Here is a 25,614-nt window from a genome sequence, read left to right as displayed (position 1 = left end):
TGCCGTCGCCCGGCGTGCTGTTACTGGTTGCCGCAGGCCGACACGGGGGCAGCCGTGTCCAGCCAGGGCAGGTCGTGGCCCATCCGGTCCCGCTTGGTGCGCAGGTAGCGGAGGTTGTGCTCGCCCGCGGTCACCGCCATGGGCTCGCGGCCGGTGACCTCGATGCCGTGCCGGACGAGGGCGTCGGTCTTGTCGGGGTTGTTGGTCATCAGACGGACGCCGCGCACGCCGAGGTCCTTGAGGATCTGGGCGCCGGCGCCGTAGTCGCGGGCGTCGGCGGGCAGGCCGAGCTCCAGGTTGGCGTCGAGGGTGTCCCGGCCGCGCTCCTGGAGTTCGTAGGCGCGCAGCTTGGACATCAGGCCGATGCCGCGGCCCTCGTGGCCGCGCAGGTAGACCACCACGCCCCGGCCCTCGGACTGTATGCGGGCCAGGGAGGCGTCCAGCTGGGGGCCGCAGTCGCAGCGCTGGGAGCCGAACACGTCGCCGGTGAGGCATTCGGAGTGGACCCGGACGAGGACGTCGTCGCCGTCGCCGATCTCGCCGTGCACGAGGGCGACGTGCTCGACGCCGTCGACGGTGGAGCGGTAGCCGTACGCCGTGAAGGTGCCGTGCGCGGTGGGCAGGTTGACCTCGGCCTCGCGGCGGACGGTGGGTTCGGAGCTGCGGCGGTAGGCGATCAGGTCCTCGATGGAGATGATCGTCAGGCCGTGCTTGCGGGCGAACGGCACCAGTTCGGGCAGCCGGAGCATGCGGCCGTCCTCGCCGGCGATCTCGACGATGGCGCCGGCCGGGCGCAGGCCCGCGAGCCGGGCGAGGTCGACCGCGGCCTCGGTGTGGCCGTCGCGCACGAGGACGCCGCCGGAGCGGGCGCGCAGCGGGAAGATGTGGCCCGGTCGCACCAGGTCGTCCGGCTCGGCGGCGCCGCTCGCCAGCAGTTGGAGGGTGGTGGCGCGGTCGGCGGCGGAGATGCCGGTGGTGACGCCGTGGGCGGCGGAGGCGTCGACCGAGACCGTGAACGCGGTCTTCATCGACTCGGTGTTGTCGTCGACCATCTGCGGAAGGCGGAGCCGGTCGAGTTCGGCACCCTCCATGGGGGCGCAGATCAGGCCGCGGCACTCGCTCATCATGAACGCGACGATCTCGGGCGTGGCCTTCTCGGCGGCGATGACGAGGTCGCCCTCGTTCTCGCGGTCCTCGTCGTCGACGACCACGACCGGGCGGCCGGCCGCGATGTCGGCGATGGCCTGCTCGACCGGGTCGAGCGCGAAATCCTCGAAGGGGTCGGTGCTGTACAGAACGGTTGCCGCGGTCATGCGGGCGCTCCTTCCGGGACGGGCCGCGCCGCGTCGCGGGAGCGCAGCCACCAGTCGCGCAGGCCCCACAGGACGAGCGCGCCGTAGACGATGTAGACGAAGCCGGAGAAGGCGAAGCCGTTGGCGAAGTTGAGCGGCACGCCGACCAGGTCGACGAGCAGCCACGCGAACCAGAACTCGACCATGCCGCGTGCCTGGGCGTACATGGCGACGACGGTGCCGACGAAGATGTAGGCGTCCGGCCAGGGGTCCCAGGACAGGGACGGGTAGAGGGTGAACAGGCCGCCGACCGCGAGCGTGCCGAGCGCGGCGGCGCCGGCCAGGACGCCGCGCTCGCGCCAGGTGGCGAACCGGACGGCGACGGAGCCGTCCTGGGCCTGCCGCCGGCCGCGGTTCCACTGCGTGAAGCCGTAGGCGGCGACCACCATGACGACGATCTGCTTGCCGGCGCTGCCGGACAGGTGGGCGGTGGCGAAGGCCGCGAAGAGGATGAGCCCGGAGACGAACTGGGCGGGCCAGGTCCAGATCGAGCGCCGCCAGCCGAGCGCGAGGGCGATCAGACCGATGACGTTGCCGATCATGTCCGACCACTTGATGGGCTGGTCGAGGACGACGAAGGCCTCGGAGTTGAGCCAGTTCACCGGGTCACCCCCCGGTCGCCCAGCAGTCGCTCGACGTATTTGGCGATGACGTCCACTTCGAGGTTGACCGGGTCGCCGGGCTGCTTCAGGCCGAGCGTGGTCAGGGCGAGGGTGGTGGGGATGAGGCTGACGGTGAAGAAGTCGGGGCCCGCGTCGACGACGGTGAGGCTGATGCCGTCGACGGTGATGGAGCCCTTCTCCACGACGTACCGGGCGAGGTCGGCGGGCAGGGAGACCTTCACGATCTCCCAGTGCTCCGACGGCTTGCGCTCCAGGATCCGGCCGGTGCCGTCGACGTGGCCCTGCACGATGTGGCCGCCGAGGCGGGCGCCGACCGCGGTGGGGCGTTCGAGGTTGACCCGGGAGCCGACGGTGAGGACGCCGAGGCTGGAGCGGTTCAGGGTCTCGGCCATCACGTCGGCGGTGAACTCGTCGCCCTCGTGGTCGACCACGGTGAGGCAGACGCCGTTGACGGCGATGGAGTCGCCGTGCTTCGCGCCGTCGGTGACGACGGGGCCGCGCAGACGGAAGCGACAGGCGTCGTCGAGTGTCTCGACGGCGGTGACCTCGCCCAGCTCTTCGACGATTCCGGTGAACACTTCCCGGGTCCTCCTGCCTCTTCGGGCACGGACTCCGGGGCTGTCGATGACGACAGAATCCACGGACGAGAACACCGGGGGCGACGCCGACGGAACTCGCCCCTGCGGACGAACCGGTACGGCGGCGCGCACGAATGCTCGCCCGCCGCGCACTGCCTCCCATCCGGACTTTAACCGTCGGTCCAGGAATTTCACCTGGTCAACCGGTCACTGGAGGTGACCGGGTCGCGGACTGTAACCGCCGGTTCGGACTTTCACCGACCCCGGAGTGCGCTGCTTTTTGTACACGCCCAGTGTGCCACGCCTGATCCACACCCCATCGGGTGAGTCGTGTGGGGTACCTCACAGTCGGTGACCCTGCCCTCTCCGCGCGTACAACCCCGCCCCAACTCCCCTTCACACGCACGCCCTTGAGATTGGTCCATACCTGTTGACGTACTGGTCTAGTCCTCTCTAGTGTCTGCGCAGCTTCCGTGATCCGGGCCGCCCCGAAGGGGTTGGGCCCCGGTACCCGACCGGCCCGGCGGCGGTGACGACGGCCCTTGCCCGCCGCCGGGCCCTCCATCGCCGGCGCGCGCGGCCCGACGGAGGCGGACTGCCGCCGGCTGTACCGCCGGGGGTGCGGCGGGTGGCCGTCGACGAGAGCCGGTTCGCCCCGGAGCCCGAGCGGCGGGAGCGGCTCGTCGTACGAGTGGCGGGAGCGGCTCGTCGTCATGGACGAGCGCGACGGGCTGAGCACGGGCGGGCACGCCGTGATGGACCCCGACAAGCGGAGATCGTCCGGCGTCGGGCCGGCGCGCGCGTGGACGGCGGGCAGGTGGTTGTCACATTCGCCGGGGGCTACTCGGTCCACGCCGGCGACGGGCGCTCCACCGGGGAGTGCCCCGGCGTCCGAAGGGACTGAACACGATGACGACGATCCTGGTGACCGGTGGCACCGGAACCCTCGGGCGGCACGTCGGCGAGCGGTTGCGCGCGGACAGGCACGAGGTGCGTGTCCTCAGCCGGCACTCCCCGCCGTACGCCGTCGATCTGCGCGAGGGGGGCGGCGGGCTCGACGCGGCCGTGGCGGGCGTCGACACGGTCGTGCACTGCGCCAGCAGTCCGCGGGGCGGAGACGAGGAGGCGGCCGGGCACCTGCTGGCCGCGGCGCGGCGGGCCGGCGTGGGCCACCTGGTCTACATCTCGATCGTCGGCGTCGACCGGGTGCCGTACGGCTACTACCAGACCAAGATGGCGGTCGAGAAGCTGGTCGAGGAGTCGGGGCTGGGCTGGACCGTGCTGCGCACCACCCAGTTCCACGACCTCGTCCTGCAGTTGTTCGGCGTGCTGTCCAAGCCGCCGGTCATGGTGCTGCCGGCCGGGGTGCGGGACCAGCCCGTGGACGTCACGGAGGTCGCCGGGCGGCTCGCCGAGCTGGCCCTGGGCGCACCGGCGGGGCGGGTGGACGACATGGGCGGGCCCGAGGTGCGGTCCCTGGAGTCGCGGGCCCGCGCCTATCTCGCGGCGGCCGGGCGGCGCCGGGCCGTGGTGAACGTCCCTCTGGCCGGACAGGCGTACCGCGCCTTCCGCGCGGGCGGCCACCTCGCGCCGGAACGGGCGGTGGGCAAGGGCACGTTCGAGGAGTACCTGGCGGCCCGGTTCGGTGCCGAGGGGCGCGGCTGAGCGGCACGGCTCCGCGCCGCTGGTGGACCCGGGCCCGTCCGGGGCGCTGTCGTTCACCGAAGCGGTCTGGGAGCGAACAGGCCGTCCTGACCCGGTGAACCCGGCCCCGCACGAGCCGCGGCGTTCACCGCAGCGGGGCCGGAGCGAAAAGGTCGTCCTGGGCGCGGTCCCGGGCCGTCAGCAGGGCGCCGCGCAGGACCGCTCCGCCGCCCAGGGTGCTCGGCCGTACCTCCGTGGGCAGTGGGGACATCCGGGTCAGGCGGGCCCGGACCCGGTCGGCGAGGGCTTCGCCGCCCGCGCGGCCGACCTCCCCGGCGAGCACCACGCAGCCGGGGTCCAGGACGGACACCACGGCGGCGGCGCCGAGGACGACCCGGTCGGCGAGGGTGTCGAGGAAGCGCTCGGTGGACGGGTCGGCGCCGGCGCGCTCGACGGCCGTCCGGACCAGCGCCGCGGCGTGCGGCTCGTGCGGGGCGGCGTCGGCCGTGACCCCGTGCTCGGCGGCGAGTGCCGCGACCGCCGCCGCGCCGGCCAGCGAGTGGAAGCCGCCGCCGCAGTCGGTGGCCGACGGCAGCCCGGTCGTCCCCGGCACCGGCAGGAAGCCGATCTCGCCCGCGCCGCCGGACCGGCCCCGGCGCAGCGCGCCGTCGAGGACGAGGGCGGCGCCGACGCCCATGCCCAGCCACAGCAGCACGAACGTGTCGCGGTCCCGGGCGGCGCCGTCGCGCTGTTCGGCGAGGGCGGCGAGGTTGGTCTCGTTCTCGACGCTGACGCGGGCCTCCGGGAGACGTTCCTGGAGCGCGGCCACCAGGCGGCGGTGCCACTGGGGCAGGCCGTTGGAGTCGCGGAGTTCGCCACCGGCCGGGTCGATCAGGCCGGGCGCGCCGATGCCGACGGTGTGCAGCCGGCCGGCCCCCGCCTCCTTGGCGACGCGTTCGACCAGGGCGACCGCCTGTTCCACGGCCGGCTCGGTGCCGGTGGCGCCGTCGATCGGCAGGGCTCCCTCGGCGAGCACCCGGCCGAGCAGGTCGGAGACGGCCACGGCGACGCCCTCGGTGCGCACGTCGAGGGCGGCGAGGTGGGCCCGGTCGGCGACGATGCCGTACAGCTTGGCGTTGGGACCGCGGCGCTGCTCGCCGGTCTCGCCGACCACGGCGATCAGGCCGGAGGCCGTGAGGCGTTCGACGAGGTCGGCGACGGACGGCCGGGACAGGCCGGTGAGCTGCTTCAACTGCCCCGCCGTCAACGGGCCCTCCTGCTGCAGCAGGCGCAGGGCGAGCCGGTCGTTGATGGCCCGGGCCGTGCTCGGGGATGCGGGCATGCCGGGATCCTTCCAGATCTGCGGTGCGGGCCGGCCGGGCGCCGCCGGAAACCCACTATCTATCAGGCAGGGTTCCTGATAATTTACTGCGTCGGATGCGGGGCGGTACACCTGGGAGGGGCCGGAGAATGAGCGACGTGGTCTACGGGCAGCGCGAGGTGAAGCGGGCGCGGTACGCCGTGGCCGCCGTGTTCGCCGTGCACGGCGCCGTCACCGGTTCGTTCGCCACACGTGTGCCGTGGATCCAGGACCACGCCGGGGTGAGCGCGGGACAGCTCGGTCTGGCGCTCGCCTTCCCCGCGCTCGGCGCGTCCCTGGCGATGCCGCTCGCGGGCGGCATCACCCACCGCTTCGGCGCCCGCACCGCGCTGCGCGGCCTGATGGCCCTGTGGACGCTGGCGCTGGTCCTGCCGTCCCTCGCGCCGAACCTGCTCACCCTGTGCCTGGCCCTGTTCACGTTCGGCGCCACGGCGGGCATGGCGGACGTGGCGATGAACGCCCTCGGCGTCGAGGTCGAGAACCGGCTCGACCGGTCGATCATGTCCGGGCTGCACGGCATGTGGAGCGCGGGCGCCCTGGTCGGCTCGGCGGCGGGCACCCTCGCCGCGCACCTGGGCAGCGACGCCCGGCTGCACCACCTGCTGGCGGCCGCCGTGCTGACGGTGCTCGGCGCGACCGCGTGCGCGTGGGTGCTCGACCTCCAGCCCGCCGAGGACGAGGACGCCCCGCCGCGCTTCGCGCTGCCGCCGAGGTCGGCGCTGCTGATCGGCGCGGTCGGGTTCTGCGCGGTGTTCGCGGAGGGCGCCAGCCTGGACTGGTCGGCGGTCTACCTGCGCGACCAGCTGGAGGCCTCCGCGGGTCTGGCGGCGGCCTGCACCACCGGCTTCACGCTCACCATGGCGCTGGCCCGGATCGCCGGCGACAAGATCGTGGACCGGTTCGGCGCGGTGCGCACGGTGCGGGTCGGCGGCGTGCTCGCCGTACTCGGCGGTCTGCTCATCGTCGTGTCGGGGCATCCGGCGGTGGCGATGGCCGGCTTCGCGCTGATGGGGCTCGGCATCGCGGTGGTCGTACCGCTGTGCTTCGCCGCGGCCGGTCGCAGCGGCCCCAACCCCAGCCAGGCCATCGCGGGCGTCGCCACCATCACGTACACCTCGGGCCTGGTCGCACCCGGCGCGATCGGCGGTCTGGCGCAGGCCACCAGCCTGGTCGTGTCGTTCGGGCTGGTGACGCTGCTCGCGTGCGGGCTCGTCGCCTTCGCGGGCGTGCTGCGCGGCGCCGACCGCGACCGGCCGAAGATCAGTCCGCCGGCCGAAGCAGTGCGCGACCGGCAGCTCTGAACTCCTCGCTCCAGGGCGCCGGGCGCAGCGTCCCGGCGTCCAGCCTGACCAGCACCCGGCTGCCGTGCGCGTAGGTCAGGGCCCCGTCCGCCGAGCAGAACCGGAAGCCGTAGGTCAGCCCGGTGGTGCCGAGCCGCTCCAGCCACAGGTGGACGGCGTAGGTGCCGGGCCGGGTGACGGGGGCCTCGTAGCTGACGCGGAGTTCCTTCACCGCGTTGCAGGCGTCGCCGGCGGCGGCCCAGTCGCCCTCGAAGCGGAAGCCGTGCTCCTGCCACAGCTCGGCCCAGGCCCGCTCCACCATCAGCGGGTAGCGGGCGTTGTGCAGCAGTCCCAGCGCGTCCAGGTCGTCGAAGTGGACGGTGACGGGGACCAGCCGTCCGTACGACAGGGCGGGGGCGGTCGGGGCTTCGGCGGTCACGGGCGGTACTCCTGGACGTACGAGGTGGATGGTGCATGCACCGGTAACGGCGCGCCGACCATGCCAAGCAGGCGCTCGCGTGTGCGAATCACCGTCCGGCGCCCTTCACAATGGACCGGACCTGCACGTACGACGAAAGCGACACCTGCCATGGATCTCGGCGTCCGCTGGAAACTGCACGGCGACGGACGCACACCGGCGCCCGGAGCGGTGGTCCGCCCCGACGAGCGGCTCTCCTGGCCCCGCACCGTGGGGCTCGGCGCCCAGCACGTGGTGGCCATGGTCGGCGCGAGTTTCGTGGCGCCGGTCCTCATGGGCCTGGACCCGAACCTCGCGATCATGATGTCGGGCGTCGCGACCGTCGTCTTCCTGCTGGCGACGCGCGGCAGGGTGCCGAGCTACCTCGGCTGCTCGCTGTCCTTCGTCGGCGTGGCCGCGGTGATCCGCGCTCAGGGCGGCACGAGCGCCACGGTGACCGGCGCGGTCTTCGTGGTCGGCGTCGCGCTGTTCCTGGTGGGGCTCGCGGTGCAGCGGTTCGGGGCGCGGATCATCCACGCCGTGATGCCGCCGGTGGTCACGGGCGCGGTGGTGATGCTGATCGGCTTCAACCTGGCGCCGGTGACGGCCTCGACGTACTGGCCGCAGGACCAGTGGACGGCCCTGCTGGTGATGCTGTTCACCGGTCTGGCGGTGGTCTGCCTGCGCGGCTTCTGGTCCCGCGTCGCGATCTTCCTGGGCCTGATCTTCGGATACGGCGTCTCCTGGGCGTTCGGCCAGGTCTTCGGGCAGATCCACTCGGCGGACGGCAGCGGCAAGGTCACCGACCACTGGCGGCTCGACCTGTCCGCCGTGGGCGGGGCCGACTGGATCGGGCTGCCGGACCTGCACGGACCGTCCTTCCAGTGGTCGGCGATCCTCGTCGCACTGCCCGTCGTCATCGCCCTGGTCGCGGAGAACGCCGGGCACGTCAAGGCCGTCGGCGAGATGACCGGCGACAAGCTGGACGACCGGCTCGGCACGGCGATCTCCGCCGACGGCGTCGGCTCCATGCTGTCCACCGCGCTGGGCGGCCCGCCCAACACCACCTACTCCGAGAACATCGGCGTGATGGCCGCGACCCGCGTCTACTCCACGGCCGCCTACTGGACCGCCGCCGGTTTCGCGCTGCTGTTCGGCCTGTGCCCGAAGTTCGGCGCGGTCGTCGCCGCGATCCCCGGCGGGGTGCTCGGCGGCATCACGGTCATCCTGTACGGCATGATCGGCCTGCTCGGCGCGCAGATCTGGATCAACGCGGGCGTCGACCTGCGCAACCCGCTCAACCTGGTGCCGGCCGCCGCAGGCATCATCATCGGCGTCGGCAACGTCACGATGGAGTTCACCGACACCTTCTCGCTGAGCGGCATCGCGCTCGGCACGATCGTCGTCATCACCGGCTACCACGCGCTGCGCGCCTTCGCGCCCGCCCACCTCAAGACGCAGGAGCCGCTCCTGGACGAGGGCACCTCGTCCTACGACGCCGAGGACGCCCAACGGACCGGTTCGTAGGGGCAGGACGGGTGGACGTACCGGACGCGCCCTCCCCGGCGGAGGGCGCGTTCCCCCGTTCCGGGGAAGCGCCCGGCCCGCCGCCACCGCGGCCGCGCCAAAGCTGCGACCCTGCCCCCATGGCGCCCAGTGAACAGCTCACCGTTGCCGTCGACTCCGTCGACACGGTCGTCTCCCGGATGCACGCCCTCGACGCGGCCCTGCCCGCCCGGGACGGCGTCGCCGTCTTCAACCGCGTCTACCTCGCCGTCACGGAGGCCGTCGACCGGCGCATCGACGCCGGGACGCTCGGGGACCCGCGGGCCGCGGCGACGCTGGGCGTGCGGTTCGCGGAACGCTATCTGGACGCGGTCGACGCCGCTGCCCAGGACCGCCGCCCGCCCGCCTGCTGGCGGCCCCTGCTCCACTTCCGCCGCCATCCCGGCGTACGGCCGCTGCAGTTCGCGCTGGCGGGCGTCAACGCGCACATCGGCCACGACCTCGCGCTCGCGCTGGTGGACACCTGCCACGCGCTCGGCTGCGAACCGGCCGACCTGGAGGACGAGTTCGACCGGGTGGGCGAGCTCCTCGTCGCGCTGGAGGAACGCGTCCGCGAGGACCTGATGCCGGGCCCCGACCTGCTCCAGATCGCCGATCCGCTCACGCACCTGCTCGGCTCCTGGAGCCTGGAGCGGGCCCGGGACGCCAGCTGGGCGGCGGCCCGGGCCCTGTGGGCACTGCGCCGGCTCCCCGACGTCGCCGGGGAGTTCACCGAACGGCTGGACGCGGCCGTCGGGTTCGCGGGCCGCATGATGCTCATCCCGCTGCCGGACTGACCGGGCGCCCACCGGTCGCCCTCGGGGCGCGCCCCCCGGTCCTCGGCGGCAGTCGCCCGGGACGTCGGCCCTCCAGGAGGTCGGCCGGAAGTCAGTCCTCCAGGAGGTCAGTCCTCCGGGAGCTCCACGGGCGCGATCTCGTCGTACACGTCGCCCGGACCCGGGTTGGACGCGTCGGTCGTGCCGCCGAAGTGGTGCATCACGCCCCACACCGCGTTCAGCGCGGTCTGCACGGCGCCCTCGGCCCAGCCGGCCGTCCACGAGATGTCGTCGCCCGCCAGGAAGATGCCCCGCTTGTCCTCGGGCAGCGCGTCCTGCATGAAGTGCGTGAACAGCCGCCGCTGGTAGCGGTAGTGGCCCGGCAGGTTGGCCTTGAACGCGCCCATGAAGTAGGGCTCGTTCTCCCAGGACACGGTCACCGGGTTGCCGATGATGTGCTTCCTGATGTCGACGTTCGGGTAGATCTCGCCGAGCGACTTCAGCATGACCTCCATCCGCTCGTTCGCGGACAGCGGCAGCCACTTCAGGCTGTCGTCGCACCAGGTGTACGACAGGCAGATGACGGCGGGCTTGTCCGGCCCGTCGTCCAGCAGGTAGGTGCCGCGGGTCATGCGGTCGGTGAGCGTCATCGACATGACGTCCCGCCCGGTCGGGTTGCCCTTGTCGTCGACGGCCTTGTCCAGCCAGAACGGCCGGTCCACCGGCACGAACAGCTTGGAGCTCTCCATGTAGTGGGTGCGCTCGATCGCCGTCCAGTGGTCGATCGGGAACAGCGAGTCGTCGCAGGCGATCTTCGACAGCAGCATCCAGGACTGGGCGGTGAAGATCGCAGCCCGGTAGGTGCGGATGTCGCCGTTCGCGTCGGTCACCGTGATGTGGTTGCCGGCGGTGCGGTGCAGCCGGGTCACGGCCGGGCGCGGCTCGCCGTCCACGTGCAGGGTCTTCAGCGAGGTGCCGTAGGGCCAGTGCACGATCTTCTCGGGCTCGCGCTCCCACAGGCGCAGCGGCAGCTGCTGGGAGCCGCCGACGATGCCGCGGTGGTGGTCGTCGGCCTCGGTGTAGACGACGCGCAGGATCTCCAGGATGGAGTTCGGGAAGTCGGTGTCCCAGCCGCCGGTGCCGAAGCCGACCTGGCCGAAGATCTCGCGGTGCCGGAAGGACTTGAACGCCTCCGACTCGCAGAGGAAGCCGTAGAAGGTCTGGTTGTCGAGCTTCTCGACGAGCCTGGCCCAGATCTCGCGGATGCGCGGCACGTCCCGCTCGCGCATCGCCCGGTTCATGTCGGAGAAGTCGGCGCCCTCTTCGAGGCACTTGTTCCAGGCGGCGGCGACGTCCCGGTAGACCTGCGGCAGGTCCTCGATGGTCTTGGCGTAGTGCGACTCGCCCTTGAGGTCCACGACCGTCGAGGGCGTCGCCTCGGCGAGCGGGTTCGGGAACGGGCGGGTCTCCAGGCCGACGAGGTCGATGTAGTGCTGGAGGGCGGTGGAGGACGGCGGGAACCGCATCGCGCCCATCTCCGCGGTCAGTTCCGGGTCGCAGCCCTCGAAACCGACGGTACGCAGCCGGCCGCCGATCCGGTCGGCCTCGTACACGACGGGCTTGAGGCCCATCTTCATCAGCTCGTAGGCGGCGACGATGCCGGACAGGCCGCCGCCGATCACCGCGACCTCGGTGCCGTGCTCGGTGGCGGGTATCTGGCCGAGGCCCGCCGGGTGGGCGAGGAAGTCGTCGTACGCGTACGGGAAGTCCGGGCCGAACATGGTGATCGGCGGCTGCTGCTCGTCGGCGTGCTCGACGGCGTTGGGCACCGTGGACGTCATGGGGTACGGACTCCTTGCGCGAAGAACTACGAAGAACTACTGGGGAAGGCTGTGAAGGGGGCGGGTCAGACCAGGGACCCGTACAGGCCGGGGCGGCGGTCCTCCAGGTACGGGTTCGCCTCGCGGGACGCGGCGAGGAGGACGGGGTCGGCGTCGGCGAGGACGAGTTCCTCGGCGCGCCCGGCCCGGCAGCGGGCGACCCCGTCGGGACCGGCCAGCGTGGACAGCCCGACGAACTCGAAGTCGCCCTCCCGGCCGACCCGGTTGACGTACGCGACGTACATCTGGTTCTCGAAGGCACGCACCGGCACGACGGACTCGGCGACGAACTGGAACGGGTGCATCTGCGCCGTGGGCACCAGCAGGAGGTCGGTGCCGGCCAGGGCGTGGGCGCGGACGTTCTCCGGGAACTCCACGTCGTAGCAGATCATCAGGCCGACGGTGAGGCCGTTCAGCTCGGCCTGGACGACCTGCTGGTCGCCGGGCGTGAAGTGGTCGCGCTCGAAGCAGCCGAACAGATGGGTCTTGCGGTAGTTCGCGAGGCGGGTGCCGTCGGCGGAGATCAGCTGGGCGGAGTTGTAGACCGTCTCGCCGTCCCGCTCCGGGTAGCCGTAGGCGACGGCGAGGCCGTGCCGGGAGGCGATCTCGGCGATCGCGTCGGCGCAGTCGCCGTCGGCGGGCTCGGCGAGGCGGGCGATGTCGTCGCCGATCGCGTAGCCGGTGAGGAACATCTCCGGCGCCACCAGCAGCCCGGCCCGCGCGGCGGCGGCACGCGCGGCGGCCTCGTCGAGGACCTTCAGGTTCTCGACGGTCGAGCCGGGTCGGCCGGAGCTCTGGAGCAGGGCGGTGCGCATGCGTGTTCCTCACCGGGTACGCGGGGGGTTCGGGGGCCAGATAGACGGTACGGTCGGCGCGCTCGGGCGGACAAGACGGAGCCGTTGCGCGCCGACGCACCGATCATTGCGTCCGTGTCGGGCTGGGCGGCGATTCGTTGCGCGTCTCCTCCCGGCCCTTGCCTCGCCGGGTGCGCGGCCCTCTCGCGGTGGCCGTCAGGACCAGGGCGGTGAGCAGGTAGGGCACCGCGCCCCACACGAAGGCGGTGCTGTGCGAGGCCGCCGCGGCGACGGCCGCGTACGGCAGGTACACGGCGATCGTGGCCACCTCGGTGCCGAGTCCGGCGACCGAGGTCAGGGTGGCGCGGCGGGCGTCGCCGACGCGCTCCTGTCGCCGGGCGTCGGCCAGGACGGTCGCCAGCTGGAAACCGCCGAAGGCGACGGCCACCAGGGCCACCCCGGCGGCGGCGCCCGTGGCGGCGCCGGCGGCGAGGGCGAGCGCGGCGCCCGCGAGCAGCCCGGCGAGACCGGTGGCGCCGAGGCGTGCGGCGCGGCCTGCCAGCAGGCTGCCCACGGTGGCGCCCGTCCAGATCAGCAGCAGCAGGTGGGGCACGGTCCGGTCGGCGACGCCCGTGTCCCGTACGAGCAGCGGCGTGTACTCGTCGAGGGCGCCCCACACGGCGGCGACGGCCGGGACCAGCAGGAGCGCGCCGCGCACCCGGCGGTCGGCGCGGGCCTCGGCCAGACCGGCGCGCAGGGTCGCGACCCACCCGTCGTCACCGTCGTCGGCGTCGGCGGCGGCCGGGCCGCGGTGCTCCGGGAAGCGGGTCGCGGTCGCCGCGGCCAGCAGGCAGGCCAGGACGCTCGCGGCGCCGACGGCCGGGTAGCCGCCCAGCGCGAACAGGGGGCCGCCCAGCGCCATCGAGGCCATCACGCCGATCTGGCCCGCGGCGCGGGCCCGGCCCATGACGCGGGCGTACCGGTCGGCCGCGCCGAGCCGGTCCAGCTCCTCGTGGACCAGTGCCTCCAGCGCGCCCGAGCCGAGCGCGCCGCCCGCGCCCCACAGCACGAAGCCGAGCGCGAACGCCCCGTACGACGGCACGAGCACCCACAGGGCGAAGCCGGCGGCGGTCAGCAGCGGGCCGAGGCACAGCAGCAGCCGGCGGGAGTGGGCGTCGGCCCAGGCGCCGGAGGGAATCTCCAGCAGCACGCCGGTGACCGACCACAGGGCGAAGAGGGAGGAGATCTGCCACAGGGGCAGCCCGGTGTCGCTGAACAGCAGCGCGTACACCGGGTAGAGCAGGACGCATTCGTCCAGGAACGAGTAGCCGTACAGCGTGGCCGTGAGCCGCCGGGCTCCGGTGCCGGGCACACGCGCAGGTGAGAGTGTCATGAGGCCTTCCCGCAGGGACTGTTCGGACGCCGGTGGTCAGGCGTCCGGGGCGGTCCCCGGGAGGCACGGCTGGTGGATCAATGTCGCCAGGTCATGACACGAGGCTAGACCGTGAGGGTCCGGCCGGGCCAGCCCTTTGGGGCGGGCCCGGCCCGGGCCGTTACGTCGGCGAGCCCGACGAGAAGCGCCGCAGCAGCGGGGAGAGCACCAGCACGGACTTGGTGCGCTCCACGAACGGCTCCCCGGCGATGCGCTCCAGGACCCGCTCGAAGTGCCGCATGTCGGAGGCGAAGACCTGGGCGACCGCGTCGGCGTCGCCGGTCACGGTGGAGGCGGCCACGACCTCCTGGTAGCGCTCCAGGCCCCGCTGGATGGTCTCCGGGGAGGTGTTGCTGCGGCAGTAGATCTCGACGAACCCCTCGGTCTCCCAGCCGAGGGCCGCCGGGTCGACCCGGACGGTGAATCCGGTGATCGCGCCGGTGGCCCGCAGCCTGTCCACGCGCCGCTTCACGGCGGGCGCGGACAGGCCGATCTGCTGCCCGATGTCCGCGTAGGAGCGGCGGGCGTCCTCGGCGAGGGCGTGCACGATGCGTTCGTCGAGATCGTTCAGCACGGTGGGTGGTTCACTTCTCCGATGGTGCGAGCGGTGCGGCCAGCCGCGAGCGGCGGTAGCCGTACAGGAAGTAGACCACGAGCCCGACGGCCATCCAGACACCGAAGACCGCCCAGGTGACGCTGTCGAGGCTGCCCATCATCCAGACGCAGAAGGCGAAGCCCAGCGCCGGCAGGACCGGCGACAGCGGCACACGGAACGTGCGGGGCATCTCGGGACTCTTCCGGCGCAGCACGACGACGGCGATGTTGACCAGCGCGAAGGCGAAGAGGGTGCCGATGCTGGTGGCGTCGGCGAGCTGGCCGAGCGGCACGGCGGCGGCCAGGACTCCGCAGAACAGCGACACGATGAGGGTGTTGGCGCGGGGCGCGCCGGTGCGCGGGTGGACCTTCGCGAAGACCTTGGGGACGAGACCGTCGCGGGACATGGCGAAGAGGATGCGGGTCTGGCCGTAGAGGACGGTCAGCACGACGCTGGCGATGGCGATGACGGCGCAGAACGCGAGCAGGGTGCCCCAGAAGGTCTGGCCGGTGACCTCGCGCATGATCTGGGCGAGCCCGGCCTCGCTGCCCTCGAACCGCTGCCAGGGCTTGGCGCCGACGGCGACGGCCGCGACCAGCACGTACAGCGCGGTGACGATGACGAGGGACAGCATGATCGCGCGGGGCAGGTCGCGCTGCGCGTTCTTCGCTTCCTCACCGGCGGTGGAGGCGGCGTCGAAGCCGATGTACGAGAAGAACAGGGTGGCTCCGGCGGCGCTGACGCCGGCCATGCCGAGCGGCATGAAGTTCTCGTAGTTGCCGGAGCGGAAGCCCTGGACGCCGATCGCGCAGAACAGCACCAGCGCGCCGATCTTCACGACGACCATGACGGTGTTGGCGCGGGCGGACTCGCGGGCGCCGCCGAGCAGGAACGCCATGGCGAGCAGGACGACGATCAGCGCGGGCAGGTTGAAGATCCCGCCGTCGCCGGGCGGCGCGGACAGGGCGGCCGGGATGGTGACGCCGATGGTCCCGTCGAGCAGTTCGTTGAGGTACTCGCCCCAGCCGACGGCGACGGCCGCGACCGAGACGCCGTACTCCAGGATCAGACACCAGCCGCACACCCAGGCGATCAGTTCGCCCATCGTTGCGTACGCGTACGAGTACGAGGACCCGGAGACCGGGATGGTGCCCGCGAGTTCGGCGTAGGACAGCGCCGAGAACAGCGCCGTGAGACCGGCGATGACGAAGGACAGCGTCACGGCGGGTCCGGCCTTGGGGACGGCCTCGCCGAGGACGACGAAGATGCCGGTGCCGAGGGTGGCACCGATGCTGATCATCGTCAGCTGCCACAGGCCGAGGGAGCGGCGCAGGCTGCCTCCCTCGCCCTGGCCACCCTCCGCGACCAGGCGTTCCACGGGCTTGCGGCGCATGAGGCGCCCGGCTGCCCCGGGGGACGGTGGGGCGGCCTGGGGGCGGTGGTGCGGGGGTGCGCCTTGGTCGAGCACGCGCTGACTCCTTCGTCGCTGCCGGTCGAGGTGGCGGGGACCGGCGGCGACCCCACGGATGCGGGGACCCACCGAGCGGGGTCCTCGCCACGCCACGTACAGCGCAGAACCCTATGAGCGGGACGTTGCCCCTGTAATGCAGCAACCTTGCGCATCTCCGCAAGATCGTTGCGTTCCTCAGGCGGTGGCGGGGGTTCGTTGCGCGGAGGGTCAAGACCGTTGCACAGGGGCCCGTCGGGAGGGTGTCGGGCGGCAGGTCAGGCCTCGTCCGGCCGCCCCTCGGCGGCCCGGTCCGCGGCCGTGCCGCCTGCGTCGGGACCCAGCTCACCGGGCCTGCCGGGGGGCGCTTGCCGGGCGTCGGTCCGGTGCGTGTGCGCCTCCCGCGCGGCCTGTTCGCTCGTGCCCAGCGCGGCCGCGATCTGCGACCAGGAGGCGCCGGCCTCGCGGGCCGCGCGGACGGTGAGCCGACGGCCCCGGGCGGCCTTGCGGGCGACGGCCTCGCCGAGGGCGAGGAGTTCGAGCAGCTCGGCCCGGTCGAGCCGCTCCGCGTCGGCGCCGCCCCCGGCGAGCGACTCGCGCAGGCGCAGCTCGTCGATGCGGGCCGCGGCGGTCTGCAGTGTGTACTGCGGTTCGACGCTCTGCGGTGTGCTCATGTCTCCAGGCTCACGCCGGGGCCGCGCGACGTCAAAGAACCCGGACACGGGAGGGGGCGCGACGTCAAAGGAGCCCGAACACGGGACGGGGACGGGACATTCGCCGGCCGCTGCCCGCGGGGGCATGCCGAAGCCCCCGGTCTCCCGTGACGGGCGACCGGGGGCCGGACGGTTCGCGGGTCAGTTCCAGCTGGCGTGCAGCGGCTTGCCCTCGGCGTAGCCCGCGGCGCTCTGGATGCCGACGACGGCCTTCTCGGCGAACTCCTCCAGGCTCGCGGCACCGGCGTAGGTGCAGGACGAACGGACGCCCGCGATGATCGAGTCGATCAGGTCCTCGACGCCGGGGCGGGCCGGGTCGAGGAACATCCGGGAGGTGGAGATGCCCTCCTCGAACAGCGACTTGCGGGCCCGGTCGTACGCGGACTCCTCGCTGGTGCGGTTGCGCACGGCACGCGCGGACGCCATGCCGAAGGACTCCTTGTAGGGGCGCCCGTCGGCGTCGTGCTGGAGGTCGCCCGGCGACTCGTAGGTACCGGCGAACTAGGAGCCGACCATCACGTTGGACGCGCCGGCCGCGAGCGCCATCGCCACGTCGCGCGGGTGGCGGATGCCGCCGTCGGCCCACACGTGCTTGCCGTACTTCTTCGCCTCCGCCGCGCACTCCAGGACGGCGGAGAACTGCGGCCGGCCCACGCCGGTCATCATGCGCGTGGTGCACATGGCGCCCGGTCCGACGCCGACCTTGACGATGTCGGCGCCCGCCTCGATCAGGTCGCGCACGCCGTCGGCGGACACGATGTTGCCCGCGACGATCGGCACCGCCGGGTCGAGGTCGCGCACCAGCTTGACGGCGCTGATCATCGACTCCTGGTGGCCGTGCGCCGTGTCGATGACGAGCGTGTCGACGCCCGCGTCCAGCAGCTGCTGGGCCTTGCCCACCACGTCGCCGTTGATGCCGACGGCGGCGGCGACGCGCAGCCGGCCCCGCCCGTCGACGGCCGGGGTGTAGAGCGTGGCGCGCAGCGCGCCCTTGCGGGTGAGGATGCCGGCGAGACGGCCGTCGGAGTCGACCGCGGGCGCGTAGCGGCGGTTGGCGGCGTCGAGGGTGTTGAAGGCCTCGCGCGGGTCCATGTCCGCGTCGATCAGCAGCAGGTCCTTGGACATGACCACTTCGAGCTGGGTGAAGCGGTCCACGCCGGACAGGTCGGTGTCGGTGACGACGCCGATCGGCCGCTGCTCCTCGTCGACGACGACACCGGCGTTGTGCGCGCGCTTCGGCAGCAGGGAGAGCGCGTCGGCGACGGTCTGGTGGGGGGCCAGCACGATCGGGGTGTCCAGCACCAGGTGCCGGCTCTTGACCCAGGAGACGACGTCGGTGACGACCTCGATGGGGATGTCCTGCGGGATGACGACCAGCCCGCCACGCCGGGCCACCGTCTCGGCCATGCGGCGTCCGGCGATGGCGGTCATGTTGGCGACGACCAGCGGGATCGTGGTACCCGTCCCGTCCGGGGAGCTGAGGTCCACGCCCTGCCGCGACCCGACCGCGGAGCGGCTCGGCACCATGAAGACGTCGTCGTACGTCAGGTCGTAGGCGGGCTGGATGTCATTGAGAAAACGCACGTGCTGCACATCCCAGTCGATCAGAGGTGGCCCCCGGACAGGTCAGCCAGGGGGAAAGAGCACGTACTTCATTGTCCCACGACGCCCGCCCGGTTATCCCCGGGCGGATCATCCAGGCTGGTCAGAGGCCTGTTCGGACGAACCTCCAAAGCCCAGGGCGACGAAGAGTCCCGCGCCGCGGTCCGTCGCCTCGGCGAACACCTCCTCGGCGACCGACCACTCCTCGGGCCGCTCCCGCGCGTACGCCCGCCAGCCCTCCACGACGACCAGCAGCCCGCGCTCCACGGCCCCCTCGGGCCACAGGGAGGGGTCGGCGAGGGAGTCGGCGAGGGCGTCCCAGTTGCGGCCGAACCACTCGGGCAGGTCCAGGGCCCGGGCACAGCGGTCCATCAGGCCCGCCTTGTCCGTGACCCCGTCGAGGTCGAGGGTGACCACGATCCGGCCTGCCGCGTCTTGCGTCATCTCAGTACCGCCCTGAAGGACTCGTAGTGGTCGTCGGTGTAGTACGTCTCGCCGCCGCGGCCGGTGACGATGCGCCGGCTCCCGCGGTCGCGCGAGCCGGGCGTCCGGACCGTGTACTCGTGGTAGTAGCCGCGCGGGTGCCGCGGCAGCAGATCCTCGAAGTTGTTGAAGACGGCGCCGTCCCGCTCGTACGGGAAGGGCCCGCCCGCGTCGAGGAGTTGCAGCGTCTCGCGGGCCTCGGCGGGCAGGTCGGCCTCCCGGACGGTGGCCGTGCCGTCCGCCCAGGACGGGGCGGCGGGGTCCGTGGTGGTGCAGCCCGTGACCAGGACGAGCAGGCAGACGAGGGCCCGGAGGGCGAACCGCAGCAGCATGCCGCCGATGCTGCCACGGTCCTCCCTTTCCGACCCGTCGTCAGACGCCGTCCGGGTCCGCCCGGTTGAGCGCCGGCTTCGGCGTCGTCCCCGCCGTCATCAGGTAGTCCGCGGCCGACGTGTCCGTCACCAGGCTGGTGACGAGTCCCGAGCGCAGCACCGCGTCGATGGCGGCGGCCTTTCGCTGACCGCCGGCGATCGCGACGACCTCCGGGATGCGCCGCAGCTGGTCGGCCTTGACGGTGATGCACCGCTCCCCCAGGTCACGGCCGACCCGGCGCCCCTCGCCGTCGAAGAGGTGCGCGGACATCTCGGCGGCGACGCCGAGCGAGGCGTAGTGGGCCCGCTCCTCGTCGCTGAGCATGTCGTGCACCGTCGAGATGCCGGGCTCCCAGGAGCCGATGGAGACGCAGGCGACCGTGACCTTGTCGAAGTACTCGAAGGCCCGGGCGAGCCCGGTCTGGTTGCGCAGCGCCGTCGCGGTGGCGGCGTCCGGCAGCAGCATCGGCGCGTAGATGGGGTGCGCGTCGCCCCCGGACACCTGCGCGGCGCGGCGGACGGCCTCGACGGAACCGCGCTCGGCGGTCCCCGCGTCGTAGACCCCCGTCAGCTGCACGACCGTGCAGGGCGGCAGGCGGTTCAGGGCCGCCGCCATGTGGATGGTGGAGCGGCCCCAGGCGAGGCCCAGGACGTCTCCCTCGTTGACCAGTTCGCCGAGCAGGTCGGCGGCCACTTCCCCCAGGTTCTCCGGATCGGGGGTCTCCTCGGCGTCGGCCGGGGATTCCACCACCACGGCGTGCCTGAGGCCGTAGCGGGCGCGCAGCGCGTCGGAGCGCTCGGCGTCCAGCTCGGCCGGGACCCGGATCTCGATGCGCACGAGGTCCCGTTCGAGGGCGGTCTCCAGGACCCGGGCCACTTTGAAGCGGCTGACGCCGAACTCCTCCGCGATCTGGATCTTGGATTTCCCCTCGAGGTAGAAGCGGCGGGCCATGGCCGCCGCCTGCACCAGCTCAGCGGGTCCCATCCGCATGGCTGACCGGCCCGCCGACATACCCGACACGGCGATCTCCTCACTGCTGTTCACACTCTGGATTCGCCGTTCATCCTTGCAGATCCGGCGCGGTTGATCAGCCCTGATGGGAGCCGTTCATGTTCCTGTGGTTCAGTGGTCGCACGCCCAGGACGCCTTGGCCGTCGCCCCCTCCGCCTGGTTGCGCAGTGCACGTACCGCCTCGGCCGGGTCCGATGCCCCGTAGACGGCCGATCCCGCGACGAAGACGTCGGCGCCGGCGTCGGCACACCGCTCGATGGTGGACGCCGAAACCCCGCCGTCGACCTGCAGCCACAGCTCCAGACCGTGCTTGCTGATCAGCTCACGGGTGCGACGGATCTTCGGCAGCATGATGTCGAGGAACGCCTGTCCCCCGAAGCCCGGCTCGACCGTCATGATCAGCAGCATGTCCAGCTCGGGGAGCAGGTCCTCGTACGGCTCGATGGGCGTCGCGGGCTTGAGCGCCATGGAGGCGCGGGCCCCCTTGGCCCGGATCTCCCGGGCGAGCCGCACCGGCGCGGCGGCCGCCTCGACGTGGAAGGTGACGGAACCGGCCCCCGCCTCCACGTACTGGGGCGCCCAACGGTCGGGTGCCTCGATCATCAGATGGCAGTCCAGCGGAGTGTCCGTCGCACGCGCGAGCGACTCCACGACCGGCACGCCGAGCGTGAGGTTCGGTACGAAGTGGTTGTCCATGACGTCGACGTGGAGCCAGTCGGCTCCCTCGACCGCCTTGGCCTCGTCCGCGAGTCGGGCGAAGTCGGCGGACAGGATGCTGGGGTTGATCTGCGGGGCCATGACCCAAGACTGCCATGCCCCTGGTACGTGAGGGGCATCGGTACCCCGGGGAATTCGCCGGACGAGTCGGATGAACGGCCCGGGTCCGCCGGGACGTCTCCCCCGGGCCCTCGCGCCCCGGGGGCCGCCACGGCTCAGGGGGGCGACGAACGGGGAACGGGGCAGCGCGTGCCTGGTCCGCACCGCCGGAAACAGCGGCACCGGCCGCTCGGCCGGCGACCGCGGAGGACGACCGGCCCGCGCCCGGAGGACGACCGGCCCGCGCGGAGGACGGGCTTCCGTACCGAGGACGGACGGCCCGCGCGGAGGCTGGCCGACCTGAGCGAAGGGCGGCCGGCCCGCTCGGAGGACGGGCTACCGTACCGAGGACGGCCGGCCCGCGCGGAGGGCGGGACTCCCCGCACGGACGGCGGGGCTCCCGTGCGCGAGCGCCGCCGTCACGTCGTCCGGCGGATGAGCGCCAGGTACATCGCGTCCGTGCCGTGCAGATGCGGCCACAGCTGGACGTCCGGCCCCTCGCCCAGGTCAGGTACGCCGGGCAGCAGCGGCCGGGCGTCCAGGAGCTCGGCGCCGGGATGCTGCTTGAGCACGTCGGCGACCACGGCCCGGGTCTCCGCGAGGTGCGGCGAGCAGGTCGCGTAGCCGACGACGCCGCCGACCCGCACGGACTCCAGGGCGCCGCGCAGCAGACCGCGCTGGAGCGGGGCGAAGCCGTCCAGGTCGTCGGGGCGGCGGCGCCAGCGCGCCTCGGGCCGGCGGCGCAGGGCGCCGAGCCCGGTGCACGGCACGTCGACCAGCACCCGGTCGAAGCTGCCGGGCCGCCACGCGGGCCGCGTCCCGTCGGCGGCGATCACCTGGTACGGGCCGGGGTTGCCGTCCAGGGCGCGGGCCACGAGCCCGGCCCGGTGCGGCTGCTTCTCCGAGGCGAGCAGGAACGCGCCCCGCTGCGCCGCGAGCGCGCCGAGCAGCGCGGCCTTCCCGCCGGGACCGGCGCACCCGTCAAGCCACCGCTTGTCGTCGCCCTCCAGGGGCGCGTTCGCGAGCGCCAGCGCGACGAGCTGACTGCCCTCGTCCTGCACGCCCGCCCGGCCGTCCCGCACGGCGTCGATGGCGCCGGGCTCGCCGCCCTCGGACAGCCGCACGGCGTACGGCGACCAGCGCCCCGGTACGGCGGCCTCCTCGCCGAGCAGTTCGTCGGTGGTGGCGCGGCCGGGGCGGGCGACCAGGGTCACCTCGGGCCGCTCGTTGTCGGCGCGCAGCAGGTCCTCGATGCCGGTGCGCCCGCCGCCGAGGGAGTCCCACAGGGCGGAGACCACCCAGCGCGGGTGCGAGTGCACCACGGCGAGATGGTCCTCGGGGTCCTCGTCGTAGGGCGGCGCGACCCGCTCCAGCCAGCCGTCGAGATCGTGCTGGGCGATCTTCCGCAGGACCGCGTTGACGAACTTGGCCCGACCGTCACCGAGGACGACCCGGGCGAGCTCCACGGTGGCGGACACCGCGGCGTGGGTGGGAATCCGCGTCCCGAGCAGTTGGTGCGCGCCGAGGCTCAGCACGTCGAGCACGGGCGGGTCGACCTCGCGCAGCGGCCGGTCGACGCATTCGGCGATCACCGCGTCGTAGGTGCCCTGCCTGCGCAGCGTCCCGTACACCAGCTCGGTGGCGAGGGCTGCGTCCCGGGCGTCGAACTTCTCGGGCCCCTCCTTCTCGCGTGCCTTGCGCAGCAGCGGCGGCAGGACGAGGTTGGCGTACGCGTCCCGTTCGTCGACGGCCCGCAGCGCCTCGAAGGCGAGGATGCGGACGGGGTCCTTCTTGGGCCGTCGGTAGGGCTTGCCGGGATTGCGGGGCCGACGGGGCTGGTCGCTCACGAAAAAGGTGCTCCGGTGGTGAGGTGAAGTGCGCGCTCCAGCCTACGTCGTCCGGGGCGGCCCGGACCTCCCGCGTCAGGCGCCGAGGTGCTCGCCGTCGGCGATCCGCACTCCGCGCGCCCAGTCGGCCGCCTTCATCGGCTTCTTGCCCTGGGCCTGCACCCACAGCAGCTCGACGGCGTACGAGCCGGTGCCGACGTGCACGCTGTTCTTCCCGACGGCCGGCCGGCCGGGGGCGAGGTCCGTCCGCTCGGGCACGGGCGTGACCTGGATGAGCTTGAGCCGCTCGCCGCGGAAGGTGGTCCAGGCGCCCGGCGCGGGTGTGCAGCCGCGCACGATCCGGTCCACGCGCAGGGCGGGGGCGTTCCAGTCGACCCGGGCGTCCTCGACGGTGATCTTCGGCGCGAGGGTCACGCCCTCGGCCGGCTGCGGTACGGCCTTCAGGGTGCCGTCCTCGATGCCGTCCATGGTCGCGGCGAGCAGCCCGGCGCCGGCGAAGGCGAGCCGGGTGAGCAGGTCGCCGCTGGTGTCGGTGGGCCGGATCTCCTCGGTCACCGTGCCGTAGACGGGCCCCGAGTCGAGCCCTTCCTCGATGAGGACGGTCGACGCCCCGGTGATCTCGTCGCCCGCCATGAGGGAGTGCTGCACGGGGGCGGCGCCGCGCCAGGCGGGCAGCAGGGAGAAGTGCAGGTTGACCCAGCCGTGCGAGGGCACGTCCAGGGCGACGCGGGGCAGCAGGGCGCCGTAGGCGACGACGGGGCAGCAGTCGGGGGCGATCTCCCGCAGCCGCGCGAGGAACTCCGGGTCCTTCGGCTTCACCGGCTTCAGCACCTCGATGCCGGCCTCCTCGGCGCGCTCGGCGACGGGGCTCGCGACGAGCCTGCGCCCGCGCCCGGCCGGCGCGTCGGGCCGCGTGACGACGGCGGCCACCTCGTGCCGCCCGGAGGCGAGCAGAGCGTCGAGAGCGGGGACGGCGACCTCGGGGGTACCGGCGAAGACGAGCTTCATGGAGTGGATCGGGCCTCTCGGGCGGGGTCGGCGGGCAGGGCAAGTCTAGGGCGAGCCGGTGGGGGTGACCGCCGGCGGCGAGGGGCCCTCGCGGGCGGACTCGTCCCGCTGTTCCGGCCCGGCGGGAACCTCCGGCTCGGGCCCGACGCGAAACAGGTCCCGGGCCCGACGCGAAACAGGTGGTGCGCGGCCCGGAGCGGGCGCACTCATATGCTCGCACGCCCCCGACCCGTGACCCACGGAGCCGATCGGCGTTGGTCAAGAAAGAGTTGACCACTACGGGCCGCGATCGCGGCCCCTTCCTTTCAACGCCGGTTCGAGAGGCTTGTTCATGGCCGACCACGCAACCCACGACGCCCAGGCTCGGGCCAGCCTGCACTTGCTGGTGCGGGACATCGAGCGGGTCCGCCGGCAGGTGGACGCACTGCGCACCCTCACCGCCCAGTTGGGCAACGTCTACCGCCCGCGCCGCTCCGGCCCCTCCACGGGCTTCGTCGTCTACGGACGCGCGCCCGCTCCCACTGTCCGTCTCGCCCAGGAACTGCGGGACAGTGTCGAGACGCTGGTCACCGCCGCCGTGGACTTCGACCGCTCGCTCGGCTTCTCGTGGGACGCCGTGGGGTCCGCGCTCGGAGTCACCAAGCAGGCGGTGCACCGCCGTTACGGCGCGCGCCGGGCCGCCCCGCAGGCGACCGCGGCCGCCGCCGAGGCCACGAGCACCCCGGAACCGTCGGGCACCCGGCCGGTCCCCGTGGGCTCCGGCATGCCCACGGTCCCCGCGGCCCGCTCCATGCCGACCCAGCCGACGGCGGGCAGTTCGTCCCTCCGTGACGAGTCCAGGCCTGCCCCCTTCCCCGGCCCGCGCAACGGCTGACGGCGCCGACCGCACCTGTTTCTGCCCTCCCGGCGCCGACCTGGGAGGGCAGCGGTGTCTTCGGGCACCGCCCGGCCGGGCCCCGTCAGCCGATGTCCGGCGGGTCGATCCGCACCCACACCGGCTCCGCGCCGCCCTTCGCCATACGGGCCGCCTGGGCGGTCTTCAGGGCGGCGGCCAGCGCGGCTCCGCTGCCGGGCGGCACCCGGACCAGCGCGCGGTCCCAGCGTTCGCCGGGCGGTGGCGCACCGGGCCGGCGTTGCCGTCCGGCCGCCGTGACGGGCAGCGGCACGGGGCCCAACACCTGGGCTCGCGCGGGTAGTTCGACGGCGGCGAGAAACGCGGCCAGCGCCTCCGGCGGTCCCGACACGGCCGCCATCCGCGACACCGGCGGAAAGCCCAGCTCGGCCCGCTCCCCCAGCTCCCGCACGGCATGCCCGACGGGGTCCCACCGCACCAGCGCCTGCACGGGCCGCAGCGTCGGCTCCGCGACGACGACCACGGTGCCGCCCGCGCCCTGCGGCCGGACCAGCGCGGCCGCGGCGATCCAGCGCCGCAGCGCGTCCTCGCCCGCCCGCAGATCGGGCCGCCCCAGCATCGCCCAGCCGTCCAGCAGCAGCGCCGCCGCGTAACCGCCCTCGGCGACGGGCTCCGCGCCCGGCGTGCTCACGACCAGGGCGGGCGCCTCCGGCACCGTGTCCAGCACATGCTCGCGCCCCGACGTGCGCACGGGCACGGCGGGGAAGGCCCGCCCCAGCTCCTCGGCGGTGCGCCGCGCCCCCACGACCTGTGCCCGCAGCCGGAACCCACCGCACTCCGGGCAGTGCCAGCCGCCCTCCTCACGCCCGCACCAACCGCAGCGCAACGCCTCCGCGTCCTGGGCCTCCAGCGGCCCGGCGCAGTGCCGGCAGCGCGCGGGCGCCCGGCAGCTGGCGCACGCCATCCTCGGCACGTAGCCGCGCCGGGGCACCTGCACCAGCACGGGCCCGCTGCGCAGGCCGTCCCTGACGATCTGCCAGGCGAGGGTGGGCAGCCGGGCGGCCCGCGCCGCCTCGTCCCGGGCGAGGTCCCCGTCGCCCACGGTCCGCACCAGCGGGGCGGCGG

The 25,614-nt window shown here is 73.4% G+C and carries 22 protein-coding genes, 2 pseudogenes and 1 riboswitch; of the genes and pseudogenes, 5 read left to right on the top strand and 19 right to left on the bottom strand.

Annotation, left to right across the window (positions count from 1 at the left end; translation table 11 throughout):
* Nucleotides 1-20: 20 nt before the first annotated feature.
* The 3 genes from QC282_RS23640 to QC282_RS23630 are packed head-to-tail and all read right to left on the bottom strand — an operon-like array spanning nt 21 to nt 2,553.
* Nucleotides 21-1,313: a bifunctional 3,4-dihydroxy-2-butanone-4-phosphate synthase/GTP cyclohydrolase II gene (locus tag QC282_RS23640; RefSeq protein WP_279551562.1), complete on the bottom strand. Its 1,293-nt coding sequence runs from the start codon at nt 1,311-1,313 to the stop codon at nt 21-23.
* Nucleotides 1,310-1,954 carry a nicotinamide mononucleotide transporter family protein gene (locus tag QC282_RS23635; protein WP_279551561.1) on the bottom strand — a complete coding sequence of 215 codons (645 nt, stop codon included), beginning with the start codon at nt 1,952-1,954 and terminating at the stop codon, nt 1,310-1,312. The genes QC282_RS23640 and QC282_RS23635 overlap by 4 nt, the downstream gene beginning before the upstream one ends.
* On the bottom strand, nt 1,951-2,553 hold the full coding sequence (locus tag QC282_RS23630) for a riboflavin synthase (RefSeq protein WP_279551560.1): 603 nt from the start codon (nt 2,551-2,553) through the stop codon (nt 1,951-1,953). The genes QC282_RS23635 and QC282_RS23630 overlap by 4 nt, the downstream gene beginning before the upstream one ends.
* A 145-nt stretch (nt 2,554-2,698) precedes the next feature.
* Nucleotides 2,699-2,829: riboswitch (FMN riboswitch) on the bottom strand.
* Nucleotides 2,830-3,462: 633 nt separating this feature from the next.
* On the opposite strand from QC282_RS23630, the gene QC282_RS23625 reads away from it, so the two are divergent.
* Nucleotides 3,463-4,218 (top strand): SDR family oxidoreductase, encoded by a 756-nt coding sequence (locus tag QC282_RS23625; RefSeq protein ID WP_279551559.1) that lies wholly within the window; start codon nt 3,463-3,465, stop codon nt 4,216-4,218.
* Nucleotides 4,219-4,342: 124 nt separating this feature from the next.
* Here QC282_RS23625 and QC282_RS23620 read toward each other — a convergent pair whose 3' ends face one another.
* Entirely contained in the window at nt 4,343-5,539 is a 1,197-nt protein-coding gene (locus QC282_RS23620) for an ROK family transcriptional regulator (protein ID WP_279551558.1), read from the bottom strand.
* A gap of 128 nt (nt 5,540-5,667) precedes the next feature.
* Here QC282_RS23620 and QC282_RS23615 point away from each other — a divergent pair, with 128 nt between their 5' ends.
* A complete protein-coding gene (locus QC282_RS23615) occupies nt 5,668-6,879 on the top strand; it encodes an MFS transporter (RefSeq protein WP_279551557.1) in 1,212 nt (403 codons plus the stop codon).
* On the opposite strand, the gene QC282_RS23610 is transcribed toward QC282_RS23615, so the two are convergent.
* A complete protein-coding gene (locus QC282_RS23610) occupies nt 6,839-7,297 on the bottom strand; it encodes a thioesterase family protein (protein ID WP_279551555.1) in 459 nt (152 codons plus the stop codon). The genes QC282_RS23615 and QC282_RS23610 overlap by 41 nt on opposite strands.
* 150 nt (nt 7,298-7,447) lie before the next feature.
* Between QC282_RS23610 and QC282_RS23605 the strand changes: the two genes are divergently transcribed.
* Both QC282_RS23605 and QC282_RS23600 read left to right on the top strand, forming a co-directional pair.
* Nucleotides 7,448-8,842, top strand: coding sequence for a uracil-xanthine permease family protein (locus QC282_RS23605; protein WP_279551553.1), 1,395 nt, complete (start codon nt 7,448-7,450; stop codon nt 8,840-8,842).
* Between the two features lie 119 nt (nt 8,843-8,961).
* Nucleotides 8,962-9,657, top strand: coding sequence for a DUF5995 family protein (locus QC282_RS23600; RefSeq protein ID WP_279551551.1), 696 nt, complete (start codon nt 8,962-8,964; stop codon nt 9,655-9,657).
* A gap of 107 nt (nt 9,658-9,764) precedes the next feature.
* Here the strand turns inward: QC282_RS23600 and QC282_RS23595 are convergent, their stop codons facing one another.
* The 13 genes and pseudogenes from QC282_RS23595 to fmt form a co-directional block, all read right to left on the bottom strand.
* Nucleotides 9,765-11,477, bottom strand: coding sequence for an NAD(P)/FAD-dependent oxidoreductase (locus tag QC282_RS23595; RefSeq protein ID WP_279551550.1), 1,713 nt, complete (start codon nt 11,475-11,477; stop codon nt 9,765-9,767).
* 65 nt (nt 11,478-11,542) lie between these two features.
* A complete protein-coding gene (locus QC282_RS23590) occupies nt 11,543-12,331 on the bottom strand; it encodes a carbon-nitrogen hydrolase family protein (protein WP_279551549.1) in 789 nt (262 codons plus the stop codon).
* A gap of 103 nt (nt 12,332-12,434) precedes the next feature.
* Nucleotides 12,435-13,703 carry an MFS transporter gene (locus QC282_RS23585; RefSeq protein ID WP_279551548.1) on the bottom strand — a complete coding sequence of 423 codons (1,269 nt, stop codon included), beginning with the start codon at nt 13,701-13,703 and terminating at the stop codon, nt 12,435-12,437.
* Nucleotides 13,704-13,863: 160 nt separating this feature from the next.
* Nucleotides 13,864-14,316, bottom strand: coding sequence for an Lrp/AsnC family transcriptional regulator (locus tag QC282_RS23580; protein ID WP_279551547.1), 453 nt, complete (start codon nt 14,314-14,316; stop codon nt 13,864-13,866).
* Between the two features lie 10 nt (nt 14,317-14,326).
* The gene (locus tag QC282_RS23575; RefSeq protein WP_279551546.1) at nt 14,327-15,805 is read right to left on the bottom strand and encodes an amino acid permease; all 1,479 of its coding nucleotides are present in this window, start codon (nt 15,803-15,805) and stop codon (nt 14,327-14,329) included.
* A 257-nt stretch (nt 15,806-16,062) separates the two neighbouring features.
* Entirely contained in the window at nt 16,063-16,458 is a 396-nt protein-coding gene (locus tag QC282_RS23570; protein WP_279551545.1) for a hypothetical protein, read from the bottom strand.
* Nucleotides 16,459-16,638: 180 nt separating this feature from the next.
* A pseudogene (locus QC282_RS23565) lies at nt 16,639-18,081 on the bottom strand (GuaB1 family IMP dehydrogenase-related protein).
* A 108-nt stretch (nt 18,082-18,189) separates the two neighbouring features.
* Nucleotides 18,190-18,543 (bottom strand): barstar family protein, encoded by a 354-nt coding sequence (locus QC282_RS23560; protein WP_279551544.1) that lies wholly within the window; start codon nt 18,541-18,543, stop codon nt 18,190-18,192.
* Complete coding sequence (locus QC282_RS23555) at nt 18,540-18,914, bottom strand: ribonuclease domain-containing protein (RefSeq protein WP_279551543.1); 375 nt, start codon at nt 18,912-18,914, stop codon at nt 18,540-18,542. Before QC282_RS23555 ends, QC282_RS23560 begins: the two co-directional genes overlap by 4 nt.
* Before the next feature lie 40 nt (nt 18,915-18,954).
* On the bottom strand, nt 18,955-19,998 hold the full coding sequence (locus tag QC282_RS23550; RefSeq protein WP_279551542.1) for a sugar-binding domain-containing protein: 1,044 nt from the start codon (nt 19,996-19,998) through the stop codon (nt 18,955-18,957).
* 78 nt (nt 19,999-20,076) lie between these two features.
* Nucleotides 20,077-20,763, bottom strand: coding sequence for a ribulose-phosphate 3-epimerase (rpe, locus tag QC282_RS23545; protein WP_279551541.1), 687 nt, complete (start codon nt 20,761-20,763; stop codon nt 20,077-20,079).
* Nucleotides 20,764-21,200: 437 nt separating this feature from the next.
* A complete protein-coding gene (locus tag QC282_RS23540; protein WP_279551540.1) occupies nt 21,201-22,628 on the bottom strand; it encodes an RsmB/NOP family class I SAM-dependent RNA methyltransferase in 1,428 nt (475 codons plus the stop codon).
* 75 nt (nt 22,629-22,703) lie between these two features.
* Nucleotides 22,704-23,636: a methionyl-tRNA formyltransferase gene (gene fmt / locus QC282_RS23535; RefSeq protein ID WP_279551539.1), complete on the bottom strand. Its 933-nt coding sequence runs from the start codon at nt 23,634-23,636 to the stop codon at nt 22,704-22,706.
* 331 nt (nt 23,637-23,967) lie between these two features.
* Here fmt and QC282_RS23530 point away from each other — a divergent pair, with 331 nt between their 5' ends.
* Nucleotides 23,968-24,510: a hypothetical protein gene (locus QC282_RS23530; RefSeq protein ID WP_279551538.1), complete on the top strand. Its 543-nt coding sequence runs from the start codon at nt 23,968-23,970 to the stop codon at nt 24,508-24,510.
* 85 nt (nt 24,511-24,595) lie between these two features.
* Here the strand turns inward: QC282_RS23530 and QC282_RS23525 are convergent.
* A pseudogene (locus QC282_RS23525) lies at nt 24,596-25,614 on the bottom strand (primosome assembly protein PriA); the annotation flags it as partial.

Origin of the sequence: Streptomyces sp. DH24, assembly GCF_029813775.1 — a bacterium.
In the GTDB taxonomy this organism is placed as follows: domain Bacteria; phylum Actinomycetota; class Actinomycetes; order Streptomycetales; family Streptomycetaceae; genus Streptomyces.
Note: the sequence above shows the minus strand (reverse complement) of the source record. Positions and strands in the feature narration are given on the sequence as shown.

What these genes read in the sequence shown, in the direction of transcription:
- QC282_RS23615 (WP_279551557.1), top strand. Translation starts at nt 5,668, where the DNA reads ATGAGCGACGTGGTCTACGGGCAGCGCGAGGTGAAGCGGGCGCGGTAC.
- QC282_RS23585 (WP_279551548.1), bottom strand. Translation starts at nt 13,703, where the DNA reads ATGACACTCTCACCTGCGCGTGTGCCCGGCACCGGAGCCCGGCGGCTC.
- QC282_RS23560 (WP_279551544.1), bottom strand. Translation starts at nt 18,543, where the DNA reads ATGACGCAAGACGCGGCAGGCCGGATCGTGGTCACCCTCGACCTCGAC.
- QC282_RS23555 (WP_279551543.1), bottom strand. Translation starts at nt 18,914, where the DNA reads ATGCTGCTGCGGTTCGCCCTCCGGGCCCTCGTCTGCCTGCTCGTCCTG.
- QC282_RS23625 (WP_279551559.1), top strand. Translation starts at nt 3,463, where the DNA reads ATGACGACGATCCTGGTGACCGGTGGCACCGGAACCCTCGGGCGGCAC.
- QC282_RS23570 (WP_279551545.1), bottom strand. Translation starts at nt 16,458, where the DNA reads ATGAGCACACCGCAGAGCGTCGAACCGCAGTACACACTGCAGACCGCC.
- QC282_RS23600 (WP_279551551.1), top strand. Translation starts at nt 8,962, where the DNA reads ATGGCGCCCAGTGAACAGCTCACCGTTGCCGTCGACTCCGTCGACACG.
- fmt (WP_279551539.1), bottom strand. Translation starts at nt 23,636, where the DNA reads ATGAAGCTCGTCTTCGCCGGTACCCCCGAGGTCGCCGTCCCCGCTCTC.
- QC282_RS23590 (WP_279551549.1), bottom strand. Translation starts at nt 12,331, where the DNA reads ATGCGCACCGCCCTGCTCCAGAGCTCCGGCCGACCCGGCTCGACCGTC.
- QC282_RS23640 (WP_279551562.1), bottom strand. Translation starts at nt 1,313, where the DNA reads ATGACCGCGGCAACCGTTCTGTACAGCACCGACCCCTTCGAGGATTTC.
- QC282_RS23620 (WP_279551558.1), bottom strand. Translation starts at nt 5,539, where the DNA reads ATGCCCGCATCCCCGAGCACGGCCCGGGCCATCAACGACCGGCTCGCC.
- rpe (WP_279551541.1), bottom strand. Translation starts at nt 20,763, where the DNA reads ATGGCCCCGCAGATCAACCCCAGCATCCTGTCCGCCGACTTCGCCCGA.
- QC282_RS23595 (WP_279551550.1), bottom strand. Translation starts at nt 11,477, where the DNA reads ATGACGTCCACGGTGCCCAACGCCGTCGAGCACGCCGACGAGCAGCAG.
- QC282_RS23605 (WP_279551553.1), top strand. Translation starts at nt 7,448, where the DNA reads ATGGATCTCGGCGTCCGCTGGAAACTGCACGGCGACGGACGCACACCG.
- QC282_RS23530 (WP_279551538.1), top strand. Translation starts at nt 23,968, where the DNA reads ATGGCCGACCACGCAACCCACGACGCCCAGGCTCGGGCCAGCCTGCAC.